The sequence below is a fragment of the Chryseobacterium endophyticum genome (genome assembly GCF_056333165.1).
In genome coordinates this window covers 12,526-35,575 of sequence record NZ_JBWGXE010000006.1, presented here as the reverse complement: position 1 = coordinate 35,575, position 23,050 = coordinate 12,526, and the positions used below count along the sequence as shown (strand labels likewise).

Annotated in this window: 23 protein-coding genes; 10 read left to right on the top strand and 13 right to left on the bottom strand. The window is 41.1% G+C overall.

Translation table 11 applies throughout. The features are described from left to right. Positions 1 to 588 carry a hypothetical protein gene (locus AC0N32_RS14210; RefSeq protein WP_476394515.1) on the bottom strand — a complete coding sequence of 196 codons (588 nt, stop codon included), beginning with the start codon at positions 586 to 588 and terminating at the stop codon, positions 1 to 3. A 529-nt stretch (positions 589 to 1,117) separates the two neighbouring features. Next, entirely contained in the window at positions 1,118 to 1,708 is a 591-nt protein-coding gene (gene ribA, locus AC0N32_RS14205) for a GTP cyclohydrolase II (RefSeq protein ID WP_476394692.1), read from the bottom strand. Between the two features lie 97 nt (positions 1,709 to 1,805). Between ribA and AC0N32_RS14200 the strand changes: the two genes are divergently transcribed. The 6 genes from AC0N32_RS14200 (at position 1,806) to AC0N32_RS14175 (ending at position 5,887) form a co-directional block, all read left to right on the top strand. Then, on the top strand, positions 1,806 to 2,465 hold the full coding sequence (locus AC0N32_RS14200) for a TetR family transcriptional regulator C-terminal domain-containing protein (RefSeq protein WP_476394514.1): 660 nt from the start codon (positions 1,806 to 1,808) through the stop codon (positions 2,463 to 2,465). 68 nt (positions 2,466 to 2,533) lie between these two features. Further along, entirely contained in the window at positions 2,534 to 3,853 is a 1,320-nt protein-coding gene (locus AC0N32_RS14195; RefSeq protein WP_476394513.1) for an ABC1 kinase family protein, read from the top strand. A 3-nt stretch (positions 3,854 to 3,856) separates the two neighbouring features. After that, positions 3,857 to 4,000, top strand: a complete 144-nt coding sequence (locus tag AC0N32_RS14190; RefSeq protein WP_476394512.1) for a DUF2256 domain-containing protein — start codon at positions 3,857 to 3,859, stop codon at positions 3,998 to 4,000. A 91-nt stretch (positions 4,001 to 4,091) separates the two neighbouring features. Continuing rightward, positions 4,092 to 4,376, top strand: coding sequence for a TIGR03643 family protein (locus tag AC0N32_RS14185; RefSeq protein ID WP_476394511.1), 285 nt, complete (start codon positions 4,092 to 4,094; stop codon positions 4,374 to 4,376). A gap of 108 nt (positions 4,377 to 4,484) precedes the next feature. Next, positions 4,485 to 5,183: an SDR family NAD(P)-dependent oxidoreductase gene (locus tag AC0N32_RS14180; protein ID WP_476394510.1), complete on the top strand. Its 699-nt coding sequence runs from the start codon at positions 4,485 to 4,487 to the stop codon at positions 5,181 to 5,183. Between the two features lie 56 nt (positions 5,184 to 5,239). Next, positions 5,240 to 5,887 (top strand): MarR family winged helix-turn-helix transcriptional regulator, encoded by a 648-nt coding sequence (locus tag AC0N32_RS14175; RefSeq protein WP_476394509.1) that lies wholly within the window; start codon positions 5,240 to 5,242, stop codon positions 5,885 to 5,887. A 78-nt stretch (positions 5,888 to 5,965) separates the two neighbouring features. Here the strand turns inward: AC0N32_RS14175 and AC0N32_RS14170 are convergent, their stop codons facing one another. From AC0N32_RS14170 to AC0N32_RS14140, 7 genes are all read right to left on the bottom strand, one after another. Next, the gene (locus AC0N32_RS14170) at positions 5,966 to 7,234 is read right to left on the bottom strand and encodes an efflux RND transporter periplasmic adaptor subunit (RefSeq protein ID WP_476394508.1); all 1,269 of its coding nucleotides are present in this window, start codon (positions 7,232 to 7,234) and stop codon (positions 5,966 to 5,968) included. A gap of 2 nt (positions 7,235 to 7,236) precedes the next feature. Continuing rightward, entirely contained in the window at positions 7,237 to 11,601 is a 4,365-nt protein-coding gene (locus AC0N32_RS14165; RefSeq protein ID WP_476394507.1) for a CusA/CzcA family heavy metal efflux RND transporter, read from the bottom strand. Between the two features lie 155 nt (positions 11,602 to 11,756). Then, a complete protein-coding gene (locus AC0N32_RS14160; RefSeq protein WP_476394506.1) occupies positions 11,757 to 12,083 on the bottom strand; it encodes a DUF6660 family protein in 327 nt (108 codons plus the stop codon). Between the two features lie 107 nt (positions 12,084 to 12,190). Beyond that, complete coding sequence (locus tag AC0N32_RS14155; protein ID WP_476394505.1) at positions 12,191 to 12,664, bottom strand: PaaI family thioesterase; 474 nt, start codon at positions 12,662 to 12,664, stop codon at positions 12,191 to 12,193. Between the two features lie 45 nt (positions 12,665 to 12,709). Continuing rightward, complete coding sequence (gene hxpB / locus AC0N32_RS14150) at positions 12,710 to 13,381, bottom strand: hexitol phosphatase HxpB (protein WP_476394504.1); 672 nt, start codon at positions 13,379 to 13,381, stop codon at positions 12,710 to 12,712. A 7-nt stretch (positions 13,382 to 13,388) separates the two neighbouring features. Further along, positions 13,389 to 13,913 (bottom strand): hypothetical protein, encoded by a 525-nt coding sequence (locus AC0N32_RS14145; RefSeq protein ID WP_476394503.1) that lies wholly within the window; start codon positions 13,911 to 13,913, stop codon positions 13,389 to 13,391. Positions 13,914 to 13,995: 82 nt separating this feature from the next. Further along, positions 13,996 to 15,402: an aminotransferase-like domain-containing protein gene (locus AC0N32_RS14140; protein ID WP_476394502.1), complete on the bottom strand. Its 1,407-nt coding sequence runs from the start codon at positions 15,400 to 15,402 to the stop codon at positions 13,996 to 13,998. A gap of 85 nt (positions 15,403 to 15,487) precedes the next feature. Here AC0N32_RS14140 and AC0N32_RS14135 point away from each other — a divergent pair, with 85 nt between their 5' ends. Further along, the gene (locus AC0N32_RS14135) at positions 15,488 to 16,696 is read left to right on the top strand and encodes an MFS transporter (protein WP_476394501.1); all 1,209 of its coding nucleotides are present in this window, start codon (positions 15,488 to 15,490) and stop codon (positions 16,694 to 16,696) included. Between the two features lie 687 nt (positions 16,697 to 17,383). After that, positions 17,384 to 17,845, top strand: a complete 462-nt coding sequence (locus tag AC0N32_RS14130) for a GNAT family N-acetyltransferase (protein WP_476394500.1) — start codon at positions 17,384 to 17,386, stop codon at positions 17,843 to 17,845. Between the two features lie 87 nt (positions 17,846 to 17,932). On the opposite strand, the gene AC0N32_RS14125 is transcribed toward AC0N32_RS14130, so the two are convergent. From AC0N32_RS14125 to gntA, 4 genes are all read right to left on the bottom strand, one after another. Continuing rightward, on the bottom strand, positions 17,933 to 18,847 hold the full coding sequence (locus tag AC0N32_RS14125) for a helix-turn-helix domain-containing protein (protein WP_476394499.1): 915 nt from the start codon (positions 18,845 to 18,847) through the stop codon (positions 17,933 to 17,935). A gap of 17 nt (positions 18,848 to 18,864) precedes the next feature. Then, positions 18,865 to 19,602 carry an SDR family oxidoreductase gene (locus tag AC0N32_RS14120; protein WP_476394498.1) on the bottom strand — a complete coding sequence of 246 codons (738 nt, stop codon included), beginning with the start codon at positions 19,600 to 19,602 and terminating at the stop codon, positions 18,865 to 18,867. 246 nt (positions 19,603 to 19,848) lie between these two features. Further along, entirely contained in the window at positions 19,849 to 20,430 is a 582-nt protein-coding gene (locus AC0N32_RS14115) for a DUF1989 domain-containing protein (protein WP_476394497.1), read from the bottom strand. Further along, complete coding sequence (gene gntA / locus AC0N32_RS14110) at positions 20,427 to 21,116, bottom strand: guanitoxin biosynthesis heme-dependent pre-guanitoxin N-hydroxylase GntA (RefSeq protein ID WP_476394496.1); 690 nt, start codon at positions 21,114 to 21,116, stop codon at positions 20,427 to 20,429. Before gntA ends, AC0N32_RS14115 begins: the two co-directional genes overlap by 4 nt. A 434-nt stretch (positions 21,117 to 21,550) precedes the next feature. Between gntA and AC0N32_RS14105 the strand changes: the two genes are divergently transcribed. Together AC0N32_RS14105 and AC0N32_RS14100 are read left to right on the top strand one after the other, a co-directional pair. Then, positions 21,551 to 22,444, top strand: coding sequence for a cation diffusion facilitator family transporter (locus AC0N32_RS14105; RefSeq protein ID WP_476394495.1), 894 nt, complete (start codon positions 21,551 to 21,553; stop codon positions 22,442 to 22,444). Positions 22,445 to 22,573: 129 nt separating this feature from the next. Then, the gene (locus AC0N32_RS14100; RefSeq protein WP_476394494.1) at positions 22,574 to 23,047 is read left to right on the top strand and encodes a hypothetical protein; all 474 of its coding nucleotides are present in this window, start codon (positions 22,574 to 22,576) and stop codon (positions 23,045 to 23,047) included. Positions 23,048 to 23,050: the final 3 nt, after the last annotated feature.

The following is a 23,050-nucleotide window of genomic DNA, read 5'->3' as shown; positions in this document are numbered from 1 at the left end:
TTATTTGCTGGATTCTTCTAACTGTTTAAAGATATCATCCGTAGATCCTAAAGTCATCATTTTTTTCACAACGCTTCGGCTGGTATTCCAGATGGAAAAATTAACGGAATTAATAGACATGGTACTAAATTCTGAAAAGAATTCTTTGCTGTCGATACTGATTGACAGGGCATAATCCCACTTTGCTACTTTGTCACCATTCAATTCATTTCCGCTTTTATCACACTCTACGACCTTCTTTTTTTCTGCCTCTTTTTTTTCTTTGTAATAGGCCTTTTTGTATAAATAAGCAGTCTTTAGATAAAAATGAATTTTATTGATGTCAAAAGTAGTGTCTGAACTGTTTTGTTCTAACTGATTTTCAATTTTTTGGGTAGCATCACCAGAATCACTTCCAAAGATTTTATCAAAGTCGTTTTTTAAATCATCGTAGGTGACATAATCTTCCGATGAAACTTTTGTAGGAATAAGCAGATACTCTTTGGTGGTAATTTTGTTTGCTCCTGTTCCTTCTTCAGTACTTTGGACAACTAATGCTAAATCTCTTTTCAAAAAAGTTAAGGAAATTCCTAGTTGAAATTGGGCCATAATGTAATTGTTTTAATTCCCCTACTCGTCTGGCTTTTCGGAATACGCCCCGTTTGGTAATGGTTTCTGGTCTCCATGATTATTAATTGTTTATAGATCATTCTTTATTGATCACCGTCAATACAAAATTTCTTTTTTACATCACTTTGCGATTCTTCCGGTCTGGTGACCAAATTTATATGAAATTAATGCAATTTAAGTCAGTATAAATACTGCTTTTCTTGTTAAACGAAGATGCTGATAATAATTGAACGGAATTGTATTTTTTAAATTAAATAATAGATTTTTTGCGGATTTGTTAAGTTAACAGGATCGACGGTCAGACATCACGAAGAAAATGCCTACCGGTCAAAGAAAAGAAAAATAGCTCCAACCGCTTTGGATTGAAGCTATTTTATATGATCAACTAAACTTTAAAATTATTTTAAATTTAAATTTTTAGAAATCTGTTTCAGCCATACGAAACGTCATTTGAACATTCAGTTTCAGGAATCAATTGACTTTGATTCAAATAAGATTGAAAGGAAAATCATACATTTTCCAGGAGATGCCCGAAATAATCTTTCTTTTTTGCCAGGTAACTTTCATTTACCTCATTAGATGCTATTTCCAACGGAACCCTGCTGTTCAGTACAATACCACTGTTTTCCAAGGACTTGAGTTTATCCGGATTATTCGTAAGCAGATTAATTTCTTTTACCTCTAAAATCTTAAGCATGTCTACCGCCACACCAAAATTTCTTCCGTCAGCAGGCAATCCCAGTTTCAGATTTGCTTCTACCGTATCAAAACCTTTTTCCTGAAGCGCATAGGCTCTCAGTTTGTTGATAATTCCGATGTTTCTACCTTCCTGCCTGAGATAAATGATCATTCCGCCGTTCTCTGACATATATTTCATTGCAGCATCCAGCTGTTGGCCGCATTCACATTTTTTCGAGTGAAAAATCTCACCGGTGATGCACTCCGAGTGAAAACGCACATTCACCGTCTTACGGATATCTGTATTTTCAGCCACCCAAACCAGGTGCGGTTTCCAGTCGTCTTCGTGCTCTGAAAAGGCATACACCGTGAACATTCCAAAATCTGTCGGTATATTCGATTGTGCTTGTATTGCTAACATCATTCAAAAATTAAATGGTTTATATAGTACAAATTTATACTTTATTTAAATTTAAAATAAAATTAATTACTAAATTTGTTGATAAATAAATTCTATCATGCAAGAACAAGCCAACATCACGCAGGAAAAAATATTTGAATTATACAGCGACTATCTTTTGAATCACGGTGAAAAACCTAAAAATGTCTATCTCTTCGCAAAAGAAAATAATTTTGAAGAGAAAGAATTTTACCATTATTTCTCAGGATTCGACCAGATTGAAAAAGAAATACTGAATCATCTTTTTGTAAAATCCCTGGAACTCTCTTCAGAAGTCAATTCTTCAGACGAAGTGACCACCAAAGAAAAATTACTGAATGTATACTATATTTTCTTTGAAAACCTTACAATGAACCGCTCACTGGTGTTATCGATCCTGGGATCCCAGAAAATCCAGAACATCAGAATGCTTCAGAGTCTTCGGGAATCTCATAAACAATTCATGAATACTTTGAATTTCAATGAATGGGAAATTATCGAAAAAGCGAAAGAAGACATCCGTCGGTTCAATGAAAAATCAAGACAGGAAGCACTGTGGCTTCATCTCGTTTCGACCATTGACTTCTGGAAAAAAGACACCTCCCCAGATTTTGAAAAAACAGATATTTTCCTGGAAAAAACCGTCGACACCGGTTTTGAACTCATGGAAAACCAACCCTTGAAAAAAGTGGTCGACCTTGGAAAATTCCTTTGGAAGGAAAAGTTTAAAACAAACTGATTTCTAATTGTCGGCTGTTTGCTGATGCCTGAGATTGACACTAAAAGCACACCATAACAAATTTAAGAATGAAAACATTAGATAAAATTCCTACCGGGAAAATTGAACGAACCGGCAGCCTGCTCAAAGCCGGTGCCAAAGTCGGCGTCAATTACCTGAAATATTACGGAAACAAAATCACAAAAGACGAAGATGAAGCGCGAAAAATTCTAAACCAGGATAACGCAGCAGACATTTACGATTCTCTAAAGGAGCTGAAAGGTTCTGCCCTGAAAGTAGCCCAGATGCTGAGTATGGAAAAAAATATCCTTCCGGTAGAATATGTAGAAAAATTCTCCCTGTCCCAGTTTTCGGTTCCGCCTTTGTCGGGCGCTTTGGTCAGGAAAATATTCAGAAAATACTTCGGGAAGAATCCGGAAGAGATTTTTGATGAATTTTCCGCCGAATCGGTGAACGCCGCCAGTATCGGACAGGTTCATACCGCGAAAAAAGGAGACCAGAAACTGGCAGTAAAAATCCAGTATCCCGGCGTAAGAGAAAGTATCTCCAGTGACCTGAAAATGGTAAAACCGATTGCCATGAAGATGTTCAACATCAAAAAAGAAGGCTCGGAATCCTATTTTCAGGAAGTGGAAGATAAACTTTTTGAAGAAACCGACTATAACCTCGAACTTAAACGCAGTCAGCATTTTGCAGAAGAATGCCACCATCTTCCCCACGTAAAATTCCCGCAATACTACCCCGAATATTCATGTGAAAAAATCATTACGATGGATTGGATGTCAGGAATCCACTTCTCGGAATTTACTCAAAAACAGAATACTCAGGAAGACCTGAACAACATCGGGCAGACCTTATGGGATTTTTATATGTACCAGATGCATATCCTGAAAAAAGTACATGCAGATCCGCATCCGGGAAATTTCCTGGTTTCGGAAAACAAAGAACTGCTGGTAATTGATTTCGGCTGTATCAAAGAAATTCCGGAAGATTTTTATATTCCGTATTTTGAACTGGCAAAAGAAGAAAATCTTAAAAACCCTGAGATTTTCCGTGAGAAATTATTTACCCTGGAAATTCTGCGTGATGAAGATTCGGCACAGGAACAGGAATTTTTCTCAAAATTGTTCTATGAACTCCTTGAACTTTTTACCCGACCCTTCAATCGGCAGACCTTCGACTTTTCAGACGAATCCTTTTTTCAGGAAATCGCTGATTTGGGACAGCGGTATGCCAAAATCAGTGATATGAAAGGCATGAATACCAACCGTGGCTCGAAGCATTTTATTTATCTCAACCGGACTTTTTTCGGTTTGTACAACATGATGCACGACCTGAAAGCGAAAGATGTGATGATTAACAATTTTAAAAATTTCGTAAAGCCCTGAATAATGCCTTCCGGATTACCGTCTAAAATCTGCGAAGTCTGCGGATTGCCTTTCAACTGGAGGAAAAAATGGAAGAAAAACTGGGATGAAGTGAAATATTGCAGCGAGAGATGCCGGAAAAACAAAAAATCGAAATCCTCCGTTTGATCCTCAAATAATGTGAATGACAGCAGCCATTACAATTCCATTCAAAAATTCAGAGTAAAAAACTGCAGTTTCAAATTTAGCAATATGAATTATGGAAAATAAAGAATTGAATCTAAAGGATATAGACCGCATCATCGAAATGGCATGGGAAGACCGTACTCCATTTGAGGCAATAAAATTCCAGTTTGGGACCGGCGAACCGGAAGTGATCGAACTGATGCGCACAGAACTCAAGGAATCGAGTTTTAAACTTTGGAGAAAAAGGGTAAATTCGGGAGTAAGCCGGAAACACATGAAAAAGCGCAGTGAGGAGATCAGCCGCTTTAAATGCAGCAGGCAAAGGATGATCAGCAATAATAAAATCCCGAAAAGATAAATATTTTGGATGTTTTGCTGACTATAATACTTGTTCGAACTTAAAGTTGTTACAATTTAAAAATCGCTGCGGCACAGCTTTAAAAAGAAAAATTTAAAAGACCTCATTATGAAAAATATCGTCATCATCGGTTGCGGTAAAGGAATCGGACTTGCAACGGCAAAAATTCTTTGTGAAAACAACCATATTACCGGAATTTCAAGAACGGAAAATCCCGAACTGAATCATCCTAATATCAAATTTCACCAGATGGATATCATTTCCGGAAATTTGGATGAAATTGATTTTCCTGAAGCTGTAGACGGATTGGTTTATGCACCGGGAAGCATTAATTTAAAACCTTTTAACCGACTTTCTGCCGATGATTTTAAAAATGATTTTGAGATCAACGTGCTGGGCGCAGTGAAAATTATCCAGAAATTATTACCCAATCTTAAAAAATCTGAAAGTGCCTCCATCGTTCTTTTCAGTTCGGTAGCCGCAAAGCTCGGAATGCCTTTCCACGCTTCCGTTGCAGCCAGTAAAAATGCGGTGGAAGGCCTTACCAGAAGTTTAGCTGCCGAATTTTCAGCACAGAAAATAAGGGTTAATGCCATTGCACCTTCTTTAACCGACACGAATCTGGCCGCCCAGCTTCTCTCAACACCGGAAAAAAGAGAAGCCTCAGCAAAAAGACACCCTTTACAGAGAATAGGAAACGCTGAAGAAGTGGCAGAAATGGCCGCGTTCCTGGTTTCCGGCACATCTTCCTGGATCACCGGACAGGTTTTCGGAATCGATGGCGGAATGGCAAGTGTGAAGATTTAAAAGGCTGGCATAATCCTGAAAAATTTAAACTCATATTTTTAAATTAAATTTGCGCTATGAATACTGACTTTTTCATCGATCTGCTGCATGAGGTCAAAGAATTTGAAAATTCTGATGCCTGCAAATCTCGCGCTACCGTCGAGGATTTCCGGTTGTGGCTGAATGATAAAAAATACAGAAAGGAAAGTCCGACCAGGCTTTTTAAAAATGAACAGCACCAGGTTTCATTCACAGAAAATGAGATTTGCAAACAGGTCCTTCTCTTGGGAAGATACTCTAAACAACTGATTAGAAAAGGACTGAACGATTTTCCTGAATTAGCGAACGAAGAATTCACCTATCTCTACCGGCTGAAAGATGAACCGAACCTCACCAAAATTCAGCTGATTGAAAGAAACGGACATGAAAAACAGACCGGAACACAAATCATCAAACGTCTTCTGGAATATGGCCTGATCGAAGAAAAAAACGACTGTACGGACAAGAGAAGCAAACGACTGACTATCAGTAAAAAAGGCGAAGATTATTTCCACCGTTCCGTTGAAAAAGTAAACATGACGTCACGCCTTCTTGCCGGAAAGCTGGATGATGAGGAAAAAAATAACCTGCTGGAACTGCTGAAAAAACTCAATGATTTCCATTCGCATATTTATTCTGAATACCGGAATTCAAACCTCATCGAGATGGAGCAGCTTATCAGGTAAATTTTTAACTTAATTTACAGATCATTTTTTAACGGTATATTTTAGGACTGCCTTCTCTGCCCTCGTTTCAGTACACCATCAATGTTCATGCTCCCCGGCATCAGAAAGTTTTGCATTGACAAAATATGCGCCTTTCACCACTATTTTCGCATCGCCGGGAATAGAATTTACCAGCGTGACCGCAGTGTATCCCATATCAGAAAATCCTTTTACCACTTCTATTTTTTCGAAATTTACCTTTTTCTCTTTATTTTTCGTTTCGTTCTCTTTTTCAGATTCCGGATCATGACTTTCATTTTCTTCGGCATGCTGTTGAGGCTTCTTATCCGTCTTTACAAAAACATAATATTTTCCGTCCGCCTCTACAATAGCTTCGCTGGGGATGGCAGGCGTAGTACTTTTGTCTAAACTCACAATCCCCGTGATATTCATCCCGTCGATCAGGCCTGTTTTATTGCCGGTAACATTGGCGTGAACGGAAATGGTCTTGCTGTCATTCTCAAAAGAAGACCCGATGCTGTAAATTCTGGCGTCATATTCCGTTTCTGGATTATTGGTAAGCTTAAAGTGAACGATCTGGCCTACCCTCATTTTAGGCAAATCTTTTTCGAAAACCTGAAGATCGAGATGGATCGAGCTGTTATCAATAATATCCAGAACCGGTGAGGAGACGTCGACATAGCTTCCGATCTGCGCGTTGATGGCACTTACCGTTCCACTGATGGGTGCGGTAATCACCAGACCCGAACGTAAATTCCCGTTGGCAACTTTTGACGGGCTTATTCCCATCAGCTGCAATTGTCTTTGCAGAGAGGCTTTCTGAGTTCTGAGGCTTTTCAGCTCTGCCTCGGAACTTTGAAGATTCTTTTTGGCACCGGCATCATTGTCGAATAGCTCTTTTTGTCTCCGATACTCCTTTTCGGCAAAGGAAATCCGGCTGTTTATTGTTAAATACTGCTCCTGCATCTGAATATATTCCGGATTGCTGATGGTAGCCAAAACCTGTCCCTGCCTTACAAAATCACCGATCTGCACTTTGATGGTCCGAATGACACCGCCATACAGCGAGGTTACCGTTGCTTTTTTATTATTTGGAACCCTGAGCAGGCCGTTCGCTTTGATCGTGGAAGTCAGTTCTTTCATCTCGACAGTTCCCAATGTGAGTCCTACAGATCTCATTTGCTCTTCGGTAAGCGCTGCAATAGTTTCGGGTTTTTCTTTATGAATTGCCTTTGGCTGTCCGGTTTTTATAATTTCAGAATCTTCCCCGCTTGTTTCTTTTTTCCCGCAGCTAACGGTAAAGAGTAAAATTAAAATTGCTGAAAAGATATGATATTTAGTGTTCATGTTTATTTATTGATGATTGAATTAATGATGACAACAGACTCATTGACCTGCTGAATGGATTCCAGATATTTCAGTTGGATCTGGGTTGCGGTCTGCAGGGCGAAGAGATATTCGACGTAAGATATTTCCCCGGTCCGGTATCCCAACTGACCTGCTTTGGTGATTTTTTCGGCATTCGGAATCGCAAGATTTACATAATACTCGTACTGTTTAAAATTCTGCAGGTATTGGTTTAAGGCGTTCTCCAGCTGCGTTTCCAGTTGTTTTTGCTGGAATTTTGCATTCGATTCGGCCATCTGCCGTTCATAATCAAAAGACCGCATCCTCGCTTTCGTCGCCCCGGAACTCAAAGGAATCGAAATCCCGACAGTCGCTGAATGAAAACGGTTTCCACCATTGAAATACTGCTCCATTCCGTTCACATTCTGGAAACCGATCAATGACTGATTGGTATACCCGATCGAAAATTCAGGAAGCCCCTGTGATTTTTCGACATTTTTATTCTTTTCGGCAATTTTCATTTCTTGGTAAAAAGCCTGTACCGAAGGATGTTTTACAACAGTCAAGCTGTCAAAAACATCATCAATTTTCAGCGGATGGTAATTTTCACCGGACGGAACATCAAAATCCTGTTCAGTATTCATCAGCATTTTTAAATTTCGGTAAGCATTCTGCAGATAAACTTCATTCTGATTCAGCAACAGATCGATCTCGCCTTTTTGAGTTTCCGCCGTGTTAATCTCGATTTTCTTGATATCTCCGGCTTTAAATCTGACGGTTGCAATTCTTATGAAATCATGATATAAACTGTCCAGATGTTTCAGTTTTAACTGATTATACTGGAGGTATTCGATCTGGTAATAGTAGGTCCTCACCTGTTTTGCGAGTTCATTTGCTGAAACTTCCCTGCTGATCTCTTTTCCTTTGATTTGTTCATTGATAAGATCTTTTCTGGCCTTAAATAATGTCGGGAAAGGAATCGTCTGAGAAATCGAAAATGACTGATCGAACTTTTTTGAATTATACTGTCCCAACTGGGCGTCTACATTCATTTTAGGCAGCTCATTGGCGGTAGGTTTCAGTGCTTCCGAAGATTTGATATCCAGCAATTTTGATTTTAAAAGATCACTGTTCTCCAGGGCGATTTGGGTGGCCTGTTCAACTGTCAGCGGATTTTCCTGCTGTGCATGCAAAGTTTGTCCAAAAAATAAAAATCCCAGGAAAATAAGGGTTGCGGCCGGTCTGGAATTGATATTTTTAAGGTTAAAACGTGTACTGAAAATAATATACAGCATCGGTAAAACAAATAAAGTAAGGAATGTTGCTGTCACCAAACCACCGATAACCACCGTTGCCAGAGGTTTCTGAACTTCAGCTCCTGCTCCGGTAGAAATGGCCATCGGCAAAAAGCCCAGTGAAGCCACCGTTGCTGTCATGAGCACCGGTCTTAATCTGATCTTTGTTCCCTCTATTACCCGTTTTACAATATCCGCTTCACCTTCTTTTTCCAGCTGATTGAACGTTCCGATCAAAACAATTCCATTCAGAACGGCAACGCCAAACAGCGCAATAAATCCAATTCCTGCACTGATGCTGAAAGGCATATCCCGGAACAGCAGGGCAAAAACCCCTCCGATGGCACTCATCGGAATTGCGGTAAAGATCAATCCCGCCTGCTTAAAGGAATGGAATGTAAAATAAAGCAGCATAAAAATTAATAACAATGAGACCGGAACAGCGATCATCAGTCTTTCACTTGCCGCCTGCAAATTCTCAAACTGGCCTCCATACGTAAAATAATATCCGGAAGGCAGTTTTACCTGACGATCGAGCCTGGATTGAATTTCTTTAACGACACTTTGTACATCCCGGTCTTTCACATTAAAACCAATCACTATTCTTCTTTTCCCCGCTTCACGGCTGATCTGCGCCGGACCAAGCTGATAACTGACATCGGCCACCTGGGAAAGCGGGATCTGCGAGCCTGTTACAGTGGAAACCATAAGATTGTTCACATCATCAATATTGGTTCTGTGCAGGCTGTCTAAACGGACGACAAGATCGAATCTCCGTTCATTTTCAAATACCTGCCCTGCCGATTTTCCGGCAAACGCGGTACTCAATACATTGTTGACCTCTTCGATGCTGAGGCCGTAATTTGCCATCCGGGTTCTGTCATATTTTACGTTGATCTGGGGAAGGCCGCTTACTCTTTCGATCTGTGGCGGTGTCGCACCATTTACCGACTGTATTACTTTTGCGGTTTGATCAGCGTACATCGCCAGTGAATCCAGATTTTCCCCAAATATTTTAACGGCAACATCCTGCCTGATCCCTGTCATAAGCTCATTGAAGCGCATCTGGATCGGCTGGTTTTTTTCAAAGAAAACGCCGGGAATATTTTCCAGTTTCTCCGAGATTTCGTCGGCAAGCTCTTCATAGGACTTCCGGCTTTTCCATTCTTTTTGCGGTTTCAGGACAACAATAAGATCGGTGGCTTCCGGTGGCATAGGATCTGTCGGGACTTCTGCAGATCCTGTTTTTCCAACGACCATTTTTACCTCATCAAATTGCTTAATGATCCTTGAGGCCTGCATGGATGTTTCGATGCTCTGGCTCAACGAACTTCCCTGCGGAAGGATACAGTGAAACGCATAATCGCCTTCCTGCAATTGGGGAATAAATTCGCCTCCCATCCTGCCAAATAATACGACGGTAAAAGCGAATAAAGACAGCGTTCCACCGACTAATGCGTATTTAATGTTTAAAGCTTTTTTCAGCAGAGGCTGATAAACCTTCTGAATCCTTCCCATGATTTTGTCTGAAAAAGTTTCTTTCCGGGATATCTTTTTGGAAAGAAACAATGCACTCATCATGGGAATATAGGTCAATGAAAGGATCAATGCTCCCAAAATAGCAAATCCTACCGTTTTAGCCATCGGTGTGAACATTTTCCCCTCAACGCCAACCAGGGTGAGGATAGGAATATATACGATCAGGATGATGATTTCACCGAATGCCGCACTGCTTCTGATTTTTGATGCAGATAAGAAAACTTCTTCATCCATTTCATCCTGAGTAAGGATTTTTGTCGTTTTTCTAAGGCCTAAATGATGCAGCGTGGCTTCCACAATGATCACCGCTCCATCCACGATCAGTCCGAAATCAATGGCTCCCAGGCTCATGAGGTTGGCACTTACGTTGAAAACATTCATCATTCCCAAAGCAAACAGCAGGGAAAGCGGAATAGCAGACGCCACAATTAAACCCGCCCTGAAGTTTCCGAGGAAAAGGACAAGTACGAAAATAACGATCAGCGCACCTTCGACCAGGTTTTTCTCGACTGTGCTGATGGCTCTTCCCACCAAATCGGTTCTGTCTAAAAACGGTTCGATGACAATATCTGCCGGCAGTGACTTTTGAATCGTCGGTATTTTATCTTTGATGCTTTTTACCACCTGATTGCTGTTTGCCCCTTTCAGCATCATTACGACACCTCCCACGGCATCAACTTCGCCATTGTAGGTAAGCGCTCCGTAGCGCACGGCGTGCCCAAGGCCGACTTTCGCCACGTCTTTAATAAATATGGGCACGCTTCCCGTTTCATTTTTAACCGCAATACGGTTAACGTCCTCAATAGAGGTTACCATACCGATGCCACGGATAAAATAAGCATTGGGCTTTTTATCGATGTAAGCTCCTCCGGTGTTCTGGTTGTTCTTTTCCAGCGCGGTAAAAATATCGGTAATGCTGATTCCCATTGCCCTTAAACGGTTAGGATCTACGGCCACTTCATATTGTTTCAGCTCTCCGCCAAAGCTGTTGATCTCTGCAACTCCGGGGGTTCCGTTGAGTTGCCTTCTCACGATCCAGTCCTGCATGGCACGGAGTTCTTTGGAATTATACTTTTGTTCACTTCCTTTTTTGGGATGTAAGATATATTGATAAACCTCTCCCAATCCGGTGCTTACCGGCGCCATTTCCGGAGTACCGATTCCTTTGGGGATCTCTTCTGCAGCCTGTTTTAACTGATCGCTGATCAGCTGACGGGCAAAGTAAATATCTATATCTTCCCTGAATACAACCGTTATCACCGAAAGGCCAAACCTTGAAATACTCCGGGTCTCTTCGATATCCGGAACATTCGCGATGGCCTGCTCGATCGGGAATGTTACGAGTTGTTCCACTTCCTGGCCTGCGAGTGTAGGACACACCGTAATGATCTGTACCTGATTGTTCGTGATATCAGGAACCGCGTCTATCGGCAATCGGGAGGCACTCCAACTCCCCCAAATAATCAACAACAAGGTCATCATACCAATAACAATCTTGTTCTTGATGCTAAATTTTATGATTTTATCTAACACAGAAATTTGATTTAATTTTTATTGAAACTGCTGCAAACTACGTCCAGGACATCACCACAGACGTATACAGCGAAAGTAGAGCTGTAAACAATGCAATATTATCGCAATGGATCACAGCACATTTTGAAAGCCGGCTTTCAAAAAAACAATAAAAATTAAATTTTAGGCGGTTGCCATATCTGATCATAGACCAGATAGACGAAATCATTCTTCTGGAAGAGAATTTTCCCGGAATAGTAAGACTTTATTTTCTCAGGGAAGGTTAAAATAGGTACGATTTTAAAAGAACCGACCACCATCTGGCAGCAGTTGCAAATGCAAAGCGGAGAACAGATATCCCCTTTGTCTTTGGAATGGGAATCGCCGGTATAGATGGATATTTTAGTGGAATCTCCCGAAATAGACTGTGCCTTCACATCATTGCACGGCAATACAGTGAGTACCGCGAAATAGATGGTAAGAAATAGTCTCAGGAAATTCATGTGACAAATTTAAAAATAAAATTTAATTCAAAATCTTTTAAAAAAATTATTTTCTGAATAAGAAATCACGACGAACAACCTGAAGATCTCCCTAAGAATACCGGACATCAGCGCCCGATAGCCTTCTCTCCGTACAATGTCATAATGGTGCCGGTTGCTGATGCTACCATTTTACCTTCAGTGTTTTTGATTTCACAGATATAATGACTGATATTTCTGCCCGTGTGTAACGGACGGGCTTCAGCAGTAAGGGTCCCTCCAAAAACGGGACGGTAGAAATTGATTTTCAATTCAATACTTGTAAAAGATTCGCCCTCTGCTATGAAAGTAGAATGTGCCGTACCGATCGCCGCATCTGCCAGCTCACTGATCAGCCCGCCATGAATGGTGCCCTGCTGATTGCCATGTAATTCCTTTTTCGTTTCAATTTCTACGGTTGCCGACCCCGGGCTGATTTTGGTAATTTTCATTCCCAGCGTTTTTGATATGGCGGTAGGATATTGCATATGCGTCTGCATTTCAGGGAGTAACGATTTACTGATCATGCTCTGCAGATAAGTAAGGATAGGAAGTTTCATCATCGATATATAGAGATTTAATTAATAATCAATTCATTAAATTATTTTCTAACAGCTGATTCCGGTATTCAATATTTCGGTATGTTCTTCACAAAAATGATGAAGGCTTTTGATTTTTATATGAGCCATGTCGAATCCCGAATGTCTGTAAAAAGATTCTTCGGGAACTGCAATGACAGTCATTCCTGCCGCAACGGCTGCGCTGACTCCTGATGGTGAATCTTCAAAAACAATGCATCTGGATGGATCCACCGAAAGAGTGGATGCTGTTTTGAGGTAAATATCCGGGTTCGGTTTTCCCTTATCGACATCATCGGCGGAAAGTACAACATCGAAATAATTGCTGATGTTCAATTTTTCCAATATCCTGGAGATGAGTGATTTTGGTGAATTTGTAGCCAATCCTATTTTCAGCCCCAACATCTTAATATACCGGAGTGTCTCCTCCACTCCGGGCATTTTCACTCCGTACAGATCAATAAGTTCTCCTACCCTGTCGACGACTTCCTGCTCAACGTCTGCTAAGCTTTTACCATTCCACGGTTTTACTGCGAACCAGTATTCGGCAACTTCCCTTGTTGTCATGCGGCTTGTTAAGGACGTATGCGGCTCGGTGACTTCAATTCCAAGAGCTCCGAAAACCTCTTTTTCTGCTGTTTTCCAAAAGGGCTCCGAATCGATCAGGAGACCGTCCATATCAAAGATTACGGCTTCTATCATTTTATTTCTAATTTTTTATGTTTAAACGGATCAGGCAGCATGATGGCAGTGATATTTCGTCAAATTCGCTGATTTCCCGCTGTCGTACAAATCCTTTACTTTCAAAAAAATCAATGAACGGATATTCTATGTATTCATTGATCCAAATTCCATCGACATGCCTGCATACCGAAAGGCATTTTTCAAATAATGACTCACGGATCTCCGGTTGCGTACATTCACTCAGCACTGAAAAATCAGCGATACGCACTGCTCTTTTTTGCCCGAGAACTGCCGGAACTTTTCCCCTGGAAGTCACTTTTGCATACCCGACAGCCACGTCATCGGCATACACTACCAGCCACTGATTCGACATGCTGTTCATTTCACTGACAAAATATTTCCTGTTATAATAGGTATCGATATATTCCTGCAACCTACCGGGATCCAGTATATCGACGAATTTTTCCGTGATCAGTTTTATAATCAATTCCAAAAGAACATCCGTGGATGCATCTGTTGCCAGTGCAAATTTTGTAACGATATTCGCCATCTCAATAAAATTTTTAACAAATGTATCATCATCAGCATCAATCATAAGGGTACAATTTCTTTAAATATAAACGGTACAGATGCTACTTTAAGGTTTGTCCGAGCTGCCGGATCGCCTCAATTCTTTTGGAAGAAAAGGTATCTGCAAAAACAAGCCTGAAATAATGTTCAAAATTCCGCGAAAATGAAAATGTGTATCCCGGAGTAAAGCGTACACCGATTTTTTCACATTGATCGTAAAAGAATTTCATATCGACACCGGCAGGCATCTTTACCCAGAGATTATATCCTCCGGAAGGCGTTGTGATTAATGTCTGCTCCGGAAAATGCGTAGAAAGGAGATTGATTGCGAGATGGGCATTTTTTGCCAGCTGCATACGGAACGACCGTACATGCCGGTCGTAGCTGCTGCCTTTGAGCAGGCGGGTGACCGTTTCCTGATAGACAGGAGAAACCGTGCTTCCCAATGCAAATTTGATCTGTTCGGCACGTTCCATAAATTTCCCTGCACTCAGCCAGCCGAGCCTGATCCCCGGCGCAAGTGTTTTTGAGTAAGAGGAATAGGTCAGCACAAGCCCGCTTTCATCGAAACTTTTTATGGTTCCCGGACGCTGCCCGTTGAAATACAGATCGCCGTAAATATCGTTTTCGACCACGGCGACATTATGCCGGAGGGCAATATGCAGCAACATCATTTTCTGCTCGTCACTCAGTTTCGTACCGGTAGGATTATGGAAATTGGGAGTCACAACAACTGCTTTTATAGTGTTTTTTTCACAGGCTCCCCTGAAAAAGTCAACGTCAAAGCCAAACATCGGATCTACCGGAACCTCGATAACTCTAAGCTTTAAGACTTTGATCACTTCCAATACAGAGAATACGCATGGGCTTTCTACAGCGATCACATCTCCGGGGTCACAGGTTGCGGCAAGCGCAATATACAGGGCCTGCAAGGCTCCATCGGTGATGAGAAGTTCGTCTGCCCTTAAATCTGTTTGATAGAATGCGGCACGTTTAATTATATTCTCTTTTAATTCCGTCAGCCCGCCTGCGGGATAATATTGCAGGAGCCTCAATCCTTCTTCCCGGATGACCTGTTGCATGGTGCGCAGCAATAGTTTCTGTGGAATCATGAGATTTCCGGGCGCTGCCACGTTGAACTCCGAAATTTTCCGGCCCTTATTGATAGTGGTGGTAAGAGCAAGGTGATTGCTGAAAACGGCATCCCGGACAACGGGATATTGTTTTTTTCCTGAAGGTTCTGCCTTTTCGTGTATGGTATTACTCACGTAGTAGCCGGATTTTGGGATGCTTTCTACCAGTCCGGTAAGGATCAGGTGTTCGTACCCCATCTGTACGGTACTGCTGCTGAGCTGATATTTATCTTTGGTATCTCTTACCGATGGCAATTTATGCCCCGGCTTTAAAATCCCTTCCCTGATCTTTTTCTCGATATCATCGGTGAAGAGCTCAAATTTATAGCCTTTCATCTGTATTGTTTATTTTAACCGAAACTGTACCTGTACTGCAAATGTAATCTATTTAATTTTGTCCTCCGGATTGAAAAAGTAAAAAATGAATACACATCAGCATATCGGCAGAAACATGAATCCTGCTTTAGAAAGCACTCCAAATTTTTCTTTGGTTGTCATATTATCTTTAGGGACTTTTATTGTCTTTTTTCAGGGGTTTATGGTGGCGCCGATCCTTCCGCAGCTTTCCGGCCATTTTCATGCGTCGGTGCGGTATGTGAGCTTTATCGAACCGGCTTATCTTTTGAGCTATGGGGTTTCAACCTTATTCTATGCTCCACTGTCTGAAAAATACGGCCGTTTTCCGGTCATTGTTTTCTCTCTTTGCGGTTTTATCATCATCACAGCAGTCACGGGTTTTGCCAGAAGCATTGATGAGCTGATCTTCTTCAGGCTGCTGACCGGCCTTATTGCGGGTGGCGTGGCACCGACTACGATAGGCTGGATTGGCGACCGTTTTCCGTACGAAAAAAGAGGACATGCCCTGGGTATTTTTTTCGGCTTCATGGCGGCAGGAACAGCCTTCGGTTCAAGTTCAGGTGCGCTTCTTACAGCATTTGTCGGCTGGAGAATGCTTTTTTGGATGGTTGCTTTTTTGGGTCTGATGATTCTTGCTGTACTTCTTTTTCACCGGAAGCGTTACCTCGGTCAACCGAATACAAAAACGACAGCCTTTAAAACAATGATCTCCGAATATTATGATCTCCTCAAATTACCACGGGGACGCCGTACGTACACTTTCGTTCTGCTGAATTCAATGTTCCACAGCGGCATCTTTGCCTGGACAGGATTTTTCTTTTTCAGCAATTACCATCTGAATGAAAAAGGCGTTGGCCTGGCCCTGATAGGATACGGAATCCCCGGGCTTCTGTCAGGTCCGTTTCTTGGGAAAATGGCTGACCGATACGGACGAAATAAGATCATTCCCCTGGGGATAACGGTTGGTGCGGTATCCGTTCTTCTGCTGGCCATGCATTTACCGCTTATTGTTTCCTGCCTGCTGATCGCTACGCTATCCCTAGCTTTCGATATGACCCATCCGTTGTTTGCAGCGATCATCACGACTCTTTCTGAACGCAAGGGTATTGCTATAGGCCTGTTTGCCTTTGTGATGTTTATGGGATATGGTTTGGGAAGCCTGATCTTCAGTCTCATCATCAATATGGGGATTAATGAGAGCTTTCGGGTCTTTGGATTATGTGCTGTGGCGGGGGCAATCTTCTCTGTTTTTGCTTTTAGAAATGAAAAATAATTATTTAATTTCCGGAATACGGAGATTTAAAATGTACGCCGAATAGTTTTTTATAAGCAAAACCTGTTTAAACTTATTTACCCTGTTTTCAGATATTCTTTATAGAAGATCCGTTTTTATGGAGGAAAAATCAACGATTTTTGCCTTAAAAATAAACTTTAGACGTACTTTTATATATCTTAAGCTCATTTTAATACGCTTTAAGCGTACTTTAATATACTTTAAGATGATGCTTCTACGCATTAAGCTCATTTTAATACGCCTTAAACGTACTTTTATATACCTTAAGCTCATTTTAATACACTTTAAGCGTACTTTTATATACTTTAAGATGATGTTTATATGCATTAAGATTATTTTTTTATGCATTAAGTTTAATTTTATATGTTTTATGCTTATTAATAAACACATTAAATATATTATTTCTATAATATTGTTTAAACTCAGTGCACAACTACCCGCAAAAGCCACAAAGGAAAATCGTAACACAATGATTAAAAAACAATCAAAGGTCTCAAAAAGAATAAATTCGAAGATTTTTTAAGACTATTTGCCTTTTTTTCATTTACAGTCATCAACTTAAGATAAAATTGAGCTCATCTTTTGTGACTTTTGTGGTTATATAAAAAGTTTAAACAGCTTTGCAATGATAATTATTAGCGGAACCGTTTTAAAATATTTAGCTTTATGACACCAATTTTTATTACAATGTCACAACAAATCAGGCGCGCTACCCCGGAAGATTATCCCAGAATCATGGAAATCTGGGAATCTGCGGTAAGGGCTACCCATGACTTTCTCGCGGAAGAAGATGTAATGTATTTTAAAAATATCATTCCGACAGATTACCTGCCCAACCTTGAGGTATTTATTCTCATTGAGCAGGGGATCGCAGTCGGGTTTTCATCGGCTTATGAAGGAAACCTGGAAATGCTTTTTGTCCATGATGACTATCGCGGAAAAGGATACGGAAAAAGGTTATTTCACTTTATGAAAGAAACACAGGACGTCAGCAGGGTCGATGTGAATGAGCAAAATCCACAGGCCATAGGCTTCTACGAAAAACTGGGATTCATACCAACAGGAAGATCCGAAAAAGACGGTTCCGGCAAAGATTATCCTATTGTACACATGGCCCTGACCATTTGAAAATTAAAATCATCCGGGTACATAGATTCTAACCTATACTGAAGGGAATAACTTACGGAAGCTATTTTTAATGAAAGTAATTATGCTTTACTTGAATGAATTTCTGAATTCCAGCGGAGAAAGGTCGGTTTTATTTCTGAATAGTTTGCTGAAGGACTGCGAATGCTCAAAACCCAGTTCAAAAGCTATTTCCGAGACTGAAAGATTCGTGGTCGATAATTTTTCTTTAGCCCTTTCTATGATTGCATTCTGAATGTACTGCTGGGTGTTCAGCCCTGTAAATGAACGTAACATATCGCTTAGGTAGCGCTGCGACATTTTCAATTCGCTACTGATAAATTTCACTGACGGCAGGCCGTTTTTCAGACTATTCCCTTCTTCAAAATAAGTATTTAACAGCTCATCCAGGGAAGTGATGATCTCATGATTTACGGCTTTTCGGGTGATAAACTGGCGGTTGTAAAAACGATTGCTGTAATTTAACAATAATTCCAGCTGCGACACGAGGACATCCTGGCTGAAAAGGTCTATATTACCGTTTAATTCATGATCTATGGAATCAAATAAACCGGCTATGATTTCTTTTTCTCCGGCAGACAGGAATAAAGCTTCCGAGACATCATAGGAGAAAAAGCCGTATTGGTGTATGGTTTTTCCCAGGGTGTAATTTCGGATGAAATCCGGATGAAAATACAGAGCACTGCCCTGATAGCTTTCGAGCTCTGCCGGTGAAAAAACGATCTGCCTGGGTTTTAAAAAAGCTAAACCGCCTTCTTCAAAATCGTAAAAGCCCTGTCCGTATTTTATTTGTCCTCTGAATGTGGATTTAAAGGATATTTTATAAAAATCAAGGGTTATTTTCTGATCGTCCGGAAACCGCTCAACACCTGCCTGATCGTAATTCACTAATGTAATCAACGGATGAGGCGGCGCAGGAAGCCCGAAAAGCCGGACTAACTGCGATATGCTTCTGATATGATGAAGGTTGGCGGGAGTCTTCATTTTTTTAACGAATGTAATCAATTTTGTTTTGACGGACGAATCACGATTTCTCCGATTTCGACATCATCCGGCTGACTTACGGCGTACATTACGGCATTCGCAATCGCTGTGGGATCCAGAGCAATCTGATCCATTTCTTCCTGAATAACCGTTCTCATTTCTTCATTTCTGATGCTGCCGGCAAAATCTGTTTTCACAAATCCCGGTGAAATCCCTGTGATGCGTACTTTTCCGTCTGACTCCTGACGAAAGCCTTCCGCAATGGTGCGAACGGCATTTTTTGTTGCGGCATACACGCCCATCATAGAAGTAATTTTTAATCCTGCCGTTGAAATAATATTGACGATGTGTCCCGACTGTTGCTGCTTAAAGACCGGTATTGCCGCTGCCATCCCATAGAGAACGCCTTTGAGATTGATATCGATCATTTCTTCCCAACCGTCGACATCCAGATCGTCGATGCGGCCCAGCTGACTGATCCCTGCATTATTGACGATAACATCCAGTTTTCCGTATTGGGTGACGGCCGTGTCCACCAGAAGTTTTAAATCAGATTTATTCTTCACATCGATGGTTGTATAAGAGGCTTCACCTCCTTTGTTTTTTATCTCCCGGGTAAGCTTTTCCAGTTTTTCGGTGCTTCGGGCTCCTAAAATAACTTTAGCCCCGTTTTCAGCCAATTTGATGGCGATGGCTTTTCCGATTCCGCTGCTCGACCCGGTAATGGCCACTACTTTTCCTTTAATAAAATCCATTTCAATCTGTATTATTAATTATTCTTTTACATTCGTCTATGTGGTACACGGATGTTCCATGTCCTGAGATCTTTTCCGTAAATTCTTTTTAAAAGGCATTCATTTACAGAACAAAGTTCCTGAAAAACGGAATTTAAAAAGTAGCTGGATTGGTATTTTTGTAGCCGGAAATAACTAAAACTGCTGATTACATTTTTAAATTTTAAATATGATGGAATTAAATCAATAAGATTGGACAATACTAGTCTATTGGCTTATTGAATACCCGATTGGTTTAAAGGAATAATTATTCGACATTTCTGCGGAACAGGCGGTCATGCCGACAATCAGATCCATGGCTGCTTCGATGATGATAAAATCACCGGCCCCACTTTTAGGTGGCAAGACCTCTATTTTACCACTTTCGCCGTTTACCGTCACATGCATAAACACATTAAAGCAAATGGGAATAGCATCCGGTTCGATTCCGAAAGGTTCCAGGGCTTCACAAAGGTTACCGAAACAGCCGCGGTGCGGATGCTCGTCGCCATAAATAATACGGAATGTATCCGCACTGCATGGGGTGAGCAGAAAATCGTGCCTGCCGACCGTATCTTCGAGAATATTAAACATCACATTGCTCCTGTTTGAATAAAAAGGATTTCCTTTGGTGAGAAAAATTGTTTCTGCATAATCGATCGTTCTTCCTGAGGAAAGATATTCTTTAGGATCGTTAAGATTAAAGCATATAAAATCTGAAACCTGTTCTCCTTTGATGTCGGTTATTTTCAGTTTCTCTCCTTTTCGGAGAATGAAGGCGGTGCCGCTTCTTGGGGGTATTGTATTCATTTATTATTGTATTTATAAGGACATTCCCAGTTTCTGTCGTATCTCAGGCCACTGTATTGGTATACCTCTGAGTCGTCTCCGAAATCCCTGAGCATGGGATTGATTGATCCACTCAGGGCCACATCTCTCTTGCGCACAATATTTTTCATTTTATCATACCTGTTTAAAGATCTGAGTTTTTCAAACTGCGCATGGGGATTGAATATAATAGCCGGATACCGGAATTTTCTAGCATCCCTGCTGCTGTCCGGGGAAAGGCCTATGATAAAAAAAGCCTCTTCCTTCAGGCTGAAACTGAATTGAGGCGATGAAGGATCGGAATCAACCCGTGGGTCGTAAGCATAGTTTTTTACGTCGAGATCTGACAGTGCCTGTAATCTGCCCCACATGAGGCGGTCAAAAGTTTCTTCATCAATTCCGTGCGTCTCGGGAAAAATAATGCACGCTGTATGGAAATCATGATCCGCATTCCTGTATTCATCAATAAAATCGTAGATAAAATCAAGAATATCCTTGTCATCTTTCGGGCACGCCAGATGGCCTGCTACAAAAATATGCATCTGATCCCTGGTCAATGCTGCCTTGGCTGCCACGCATGGAAAAAGCTTGTCGTCGATAAACGATCTGAAGGCATCTTTTACGTGTATCGCAAAGTCTGTATTTTGTGAATTATTTGGTGGTGTCATGTTCTTTACCACACAAAGCATGTGCCACCAAAAACCGGAAAATATGCTTTAGCACAGCACTTTGTACCACATACGTACCACTATTAAATTAAACACAACCGTAAATTCCACCTGTAAATTTCGAACGATTTCTGGCATTCACTATTAAAATTTCCGAACATCATAAACCGCCGTTTTATCATGTCTACAATGCTATTTTACCGGTGTCACACAATAGTCTATTGTGAGACATCACACGGCTCATTTATTCATTAAACACCAGAAAAAAAATAATACTTTATTGCCATCTTTTAAATTCCATAAAGAAAACGGATGATTTTGTTGAATTTGAGTCTGAGGAGTTTAATTTTTTAACTTAAATAAGAATTTCAACGGCAAATATTCAGGTTGGATTACGGTTTGTATTGATCATCTGGTTATTGAATATATATTAAATGGCCAACAATCGTAAATCAATTTACAGCGCACTTGCCGCCAATCTGCTGATAGCCGTCACAAAATTCACCGCAGGCGCATTTACAAACAGCTCATCCATGATCTCGGAAGGCATCCACTCGACGGTTGATACCACCAACCAGCTGTTACTGTTGTATGGAATAAAAAGAAGTAAAAAGGCACCTGATGAATGGCATCCTTTCGGGTACGGTAAAGAATTGTATTTCTGGTCTTTTGTCGTATCGATACTGATCTTTGGCCTGGGTGGCGCCTTGTCAATCTACCAGGGAATTTTACACATCATTGAGCCGGAAGTGATGAAAGATCCCTTCTGGAATTATATCGTACTGGTTCTTTCGCTCATTTTCGAGGGAACCTCTTTGCTTATTTCTTTAAAAGAATTTAATAAAACGCGTGATGGAAAAGGATGGTGGGATTCAATAATCAAAAGTAAAGATCCGTCGAGCTTTCTGGTTGTTTTTGAAGATGGTGCGGCGGTGGCCGGGCTGCTCGTGGTCATGATTTTAATGACCGTGAGTTATTCGTTTCAGATTCCCGAACTGGATGGCGTGGCCTCTATTATTGTGGGGCTGATCCTGGTTTTTGTTTCTTTAATACTGGCCAGGGAAAGCAGAAGCCTGCTGATGGGAGAAGGAATAGCACCCGAGATCCGGGAAAAAATCATCCGGCTGGCTGAGCAGGACGCTGCCGTGGTGAAAGCCAAAAATATCCTATCTACCTATCAGTCGCCGGAAGAGATTATACTGATGCTGATCATCGACTTTAAAGATCATCTTGATACAGAAGAGATTACGTTGGCCGTTCAGCGGATCCGGGAAACCATCAAAAAAGAATTCCCACTGGTTCGCTTTGTCATTATCCAGCCGGAATAGTCAGTTTTCTTCTAAAAAAGATGCCATTAGTCCGAAAAAGATTGGCCGGATGAGGCAGACCATTCTGAAAAAACATAATTTTGTCAAAAGAAATTATCGGATATTCCGTTTAATTCTTAAATTAGACCAATGCAAAGAAATCTCTATCTCATCATATTATCATTCTGCCTCACCAGCTGCTATACCTACCAGGTAAAAAAACAGCCTGAAGTACCTGCTGATCCCAAGCAGCAATCTAAAAACGGGACAACGATGTCCTCGAATATTTCTGCAAAAATGAACACTGCTGCAGCCGCTAATGTGAATACCGGTACAGTACAACAGGCGCCACCGCCGGTTAATGTTCAGGAGAAGCTTACACCCGGTAAGAATTTTAAGATCAATGTTGACGGCAGATCATATAAGATCATTGTAGACAAGTGGGAAAGCGACAGTCTGGTAGCTCACGCGGTGCACAATCCTAAAAAAACATTTAAATTCCACAAAAACCAGATCAACAGCGAAAAAATTGCTGAAAAGCGTTTTTCACAACCGATTGCTGATATCATCACGGTGGTCGCTTACGCAGGAATTGCTGTTGCCATCTATTCCCTGGTGCATTAACAG

Bases quoted from the DNA above. Each gene is read 5' to 3' on its own strand.
- AC0N32_RS14210 (WP_476394515.1), bottom strand. From the start codon at position 588: ATGGCCCAATTTCAACTAGGAATTTCCTTAACTTTTTTGAAAAGAGAT.
- ribA (WP_476394692.1), bottom strand. From the start codon at position 1,708: ATGTTAGCAATACAAGCACAATCGAATATACCGACAGATTTTGGAATG.
- AC0N32_RS14200 (WP_476394514.1), top strand. From the start codon at position 1,806: ATGCAAGAACAAGCCAACATCACGCAGGAAAAAATATTTGAATTATAC.
- AC0N32_RS14195 (WP_476394513.1), top strand. From the start codon at position 2,534: ATGAAAACATTAGATAAAATTCCTACCGGGAAAATTGAACGAACCGGC.
- AC0N32_RS14190 (WP_476394512.1), top strand. From the start codon at position 3,857: ATGCCTTCCGGATTACCGTCTAAAATCTGCGAAGTCTGCGGATTGCCT.
- AC0N32_RS14185 (WP_476394511.1), top strand. From the start codon at position 4,092: ATGGAAAATAAAGAATTGAATCTAAAGGATATAGACCGCATCATCGAA.
- AC0N32_RS14180 (WP_476394510.1), top strand. From the start codon at position 4,485: ATGAAAAATATCGTCATCATCGGTTGCGGTAAAGGAATCGGACTTGCA.
- AC0N32_RS14175 (WP_476394509.1), top strand. From the start codon at position 5,240: ATGAATACTGACTTTTTCATCGATCTGCTGCATGAGGTCAAAGAATTT.
- AC0N32_RS14170 (WP_476394508.1), bottom strand. From the start codon at position 7,234: ATGAACACTAAATATCATATCTTTTCAGCAATTTTAATTTTACTCTTT.
- AC0N32_RS14160 (WP_476394506.1), bottom strand. From the start codon at position 12,083: ATGAATTTCCTGAGACTATTTCTTACCATCTATTTCGCGGTACTCACT.
- AC0N32_RS14155 (WP_476394505.1), bottom strand. From the start codon at position 12,664: ATGATGAAACTTCCTATCCTTACTTATCTGCAGAGCATGATCAGTAAA.
- hxpB (WP_476394504.1), bottom strand. From the start codon at position 13,381: ATGATAGAAGCCGTAATCTTTGATATGGACGGTCTCCTGATCGATTCG.
- AC0N32_RS14145 (WP_476394503.1), bottom strand. From the start codon at position 13,913: ATGGCGAATATCGTTACAAAATTTGCACTGGCAACAGATGCATCCACG.
- AC0N32_RS14140 (WP_476394502.1), bottom strand. From the start codon at position 15,402: ATGAAAGGCTATAAATTTGAGCTCTTCACCGATGATATCGAGAAAAAG.
- AC0N32_RS14135 (WP_476394501.1), top strand. From the start codon at position 15,488: ATGAATACACATCAGCATATCGGCAGAAACATGAATCCTGCTTTAGAA.
- AC0N32_RS14130 (WP_476394500.1), top strand. From the start codon at position 17,384: ATGACACCAATTTTTATTACAATGTCACAACAAATCAGGCGCGCTACC.
- AC0N32_RS14125 (WP_476394499.1), bottom strand. From the start codon at position 18,847: ATGAAGACTCCCGCCAACCTTCATCATATCAGAAGCATATCGCAGTTA.
- AC0N32_RS14120 (WP_476394498.1), bottom strand. From the start codon at position 19,602: ATGGATTTTATTAAAGGAAAAGTAGTGGCCATTACCGGGTCGAGCAGC.
- AC0N32_RS14115 (WP_476394497.1), bottom strand. From the start codon at position 20,430: ATGAATACAATACCCCCAAGAAGCGGCACCGCCTTCATTCTCCGAAAA.
- gntA (WP_476394496.1), bottom strand. From the start codon at position 21,116: ATGACACCACCAAATAATTCACAAAATACAGACTTTGCGATACACGTA.
- AC0N32_RS14105 (WP_476394495.1), top strand. From the start codon at position 21,551: ATGGCCAACAATCGTAAATCAATTTACAGCGCACTTGCCGCCAATCTG.
- AC0N32_RS14100 (WP_476394494.1), top strand. From the start codon at position 22,574: ATGCAAAGAAATCTCTATCTCATCATATTATCATTCTGCCTCACCAGC.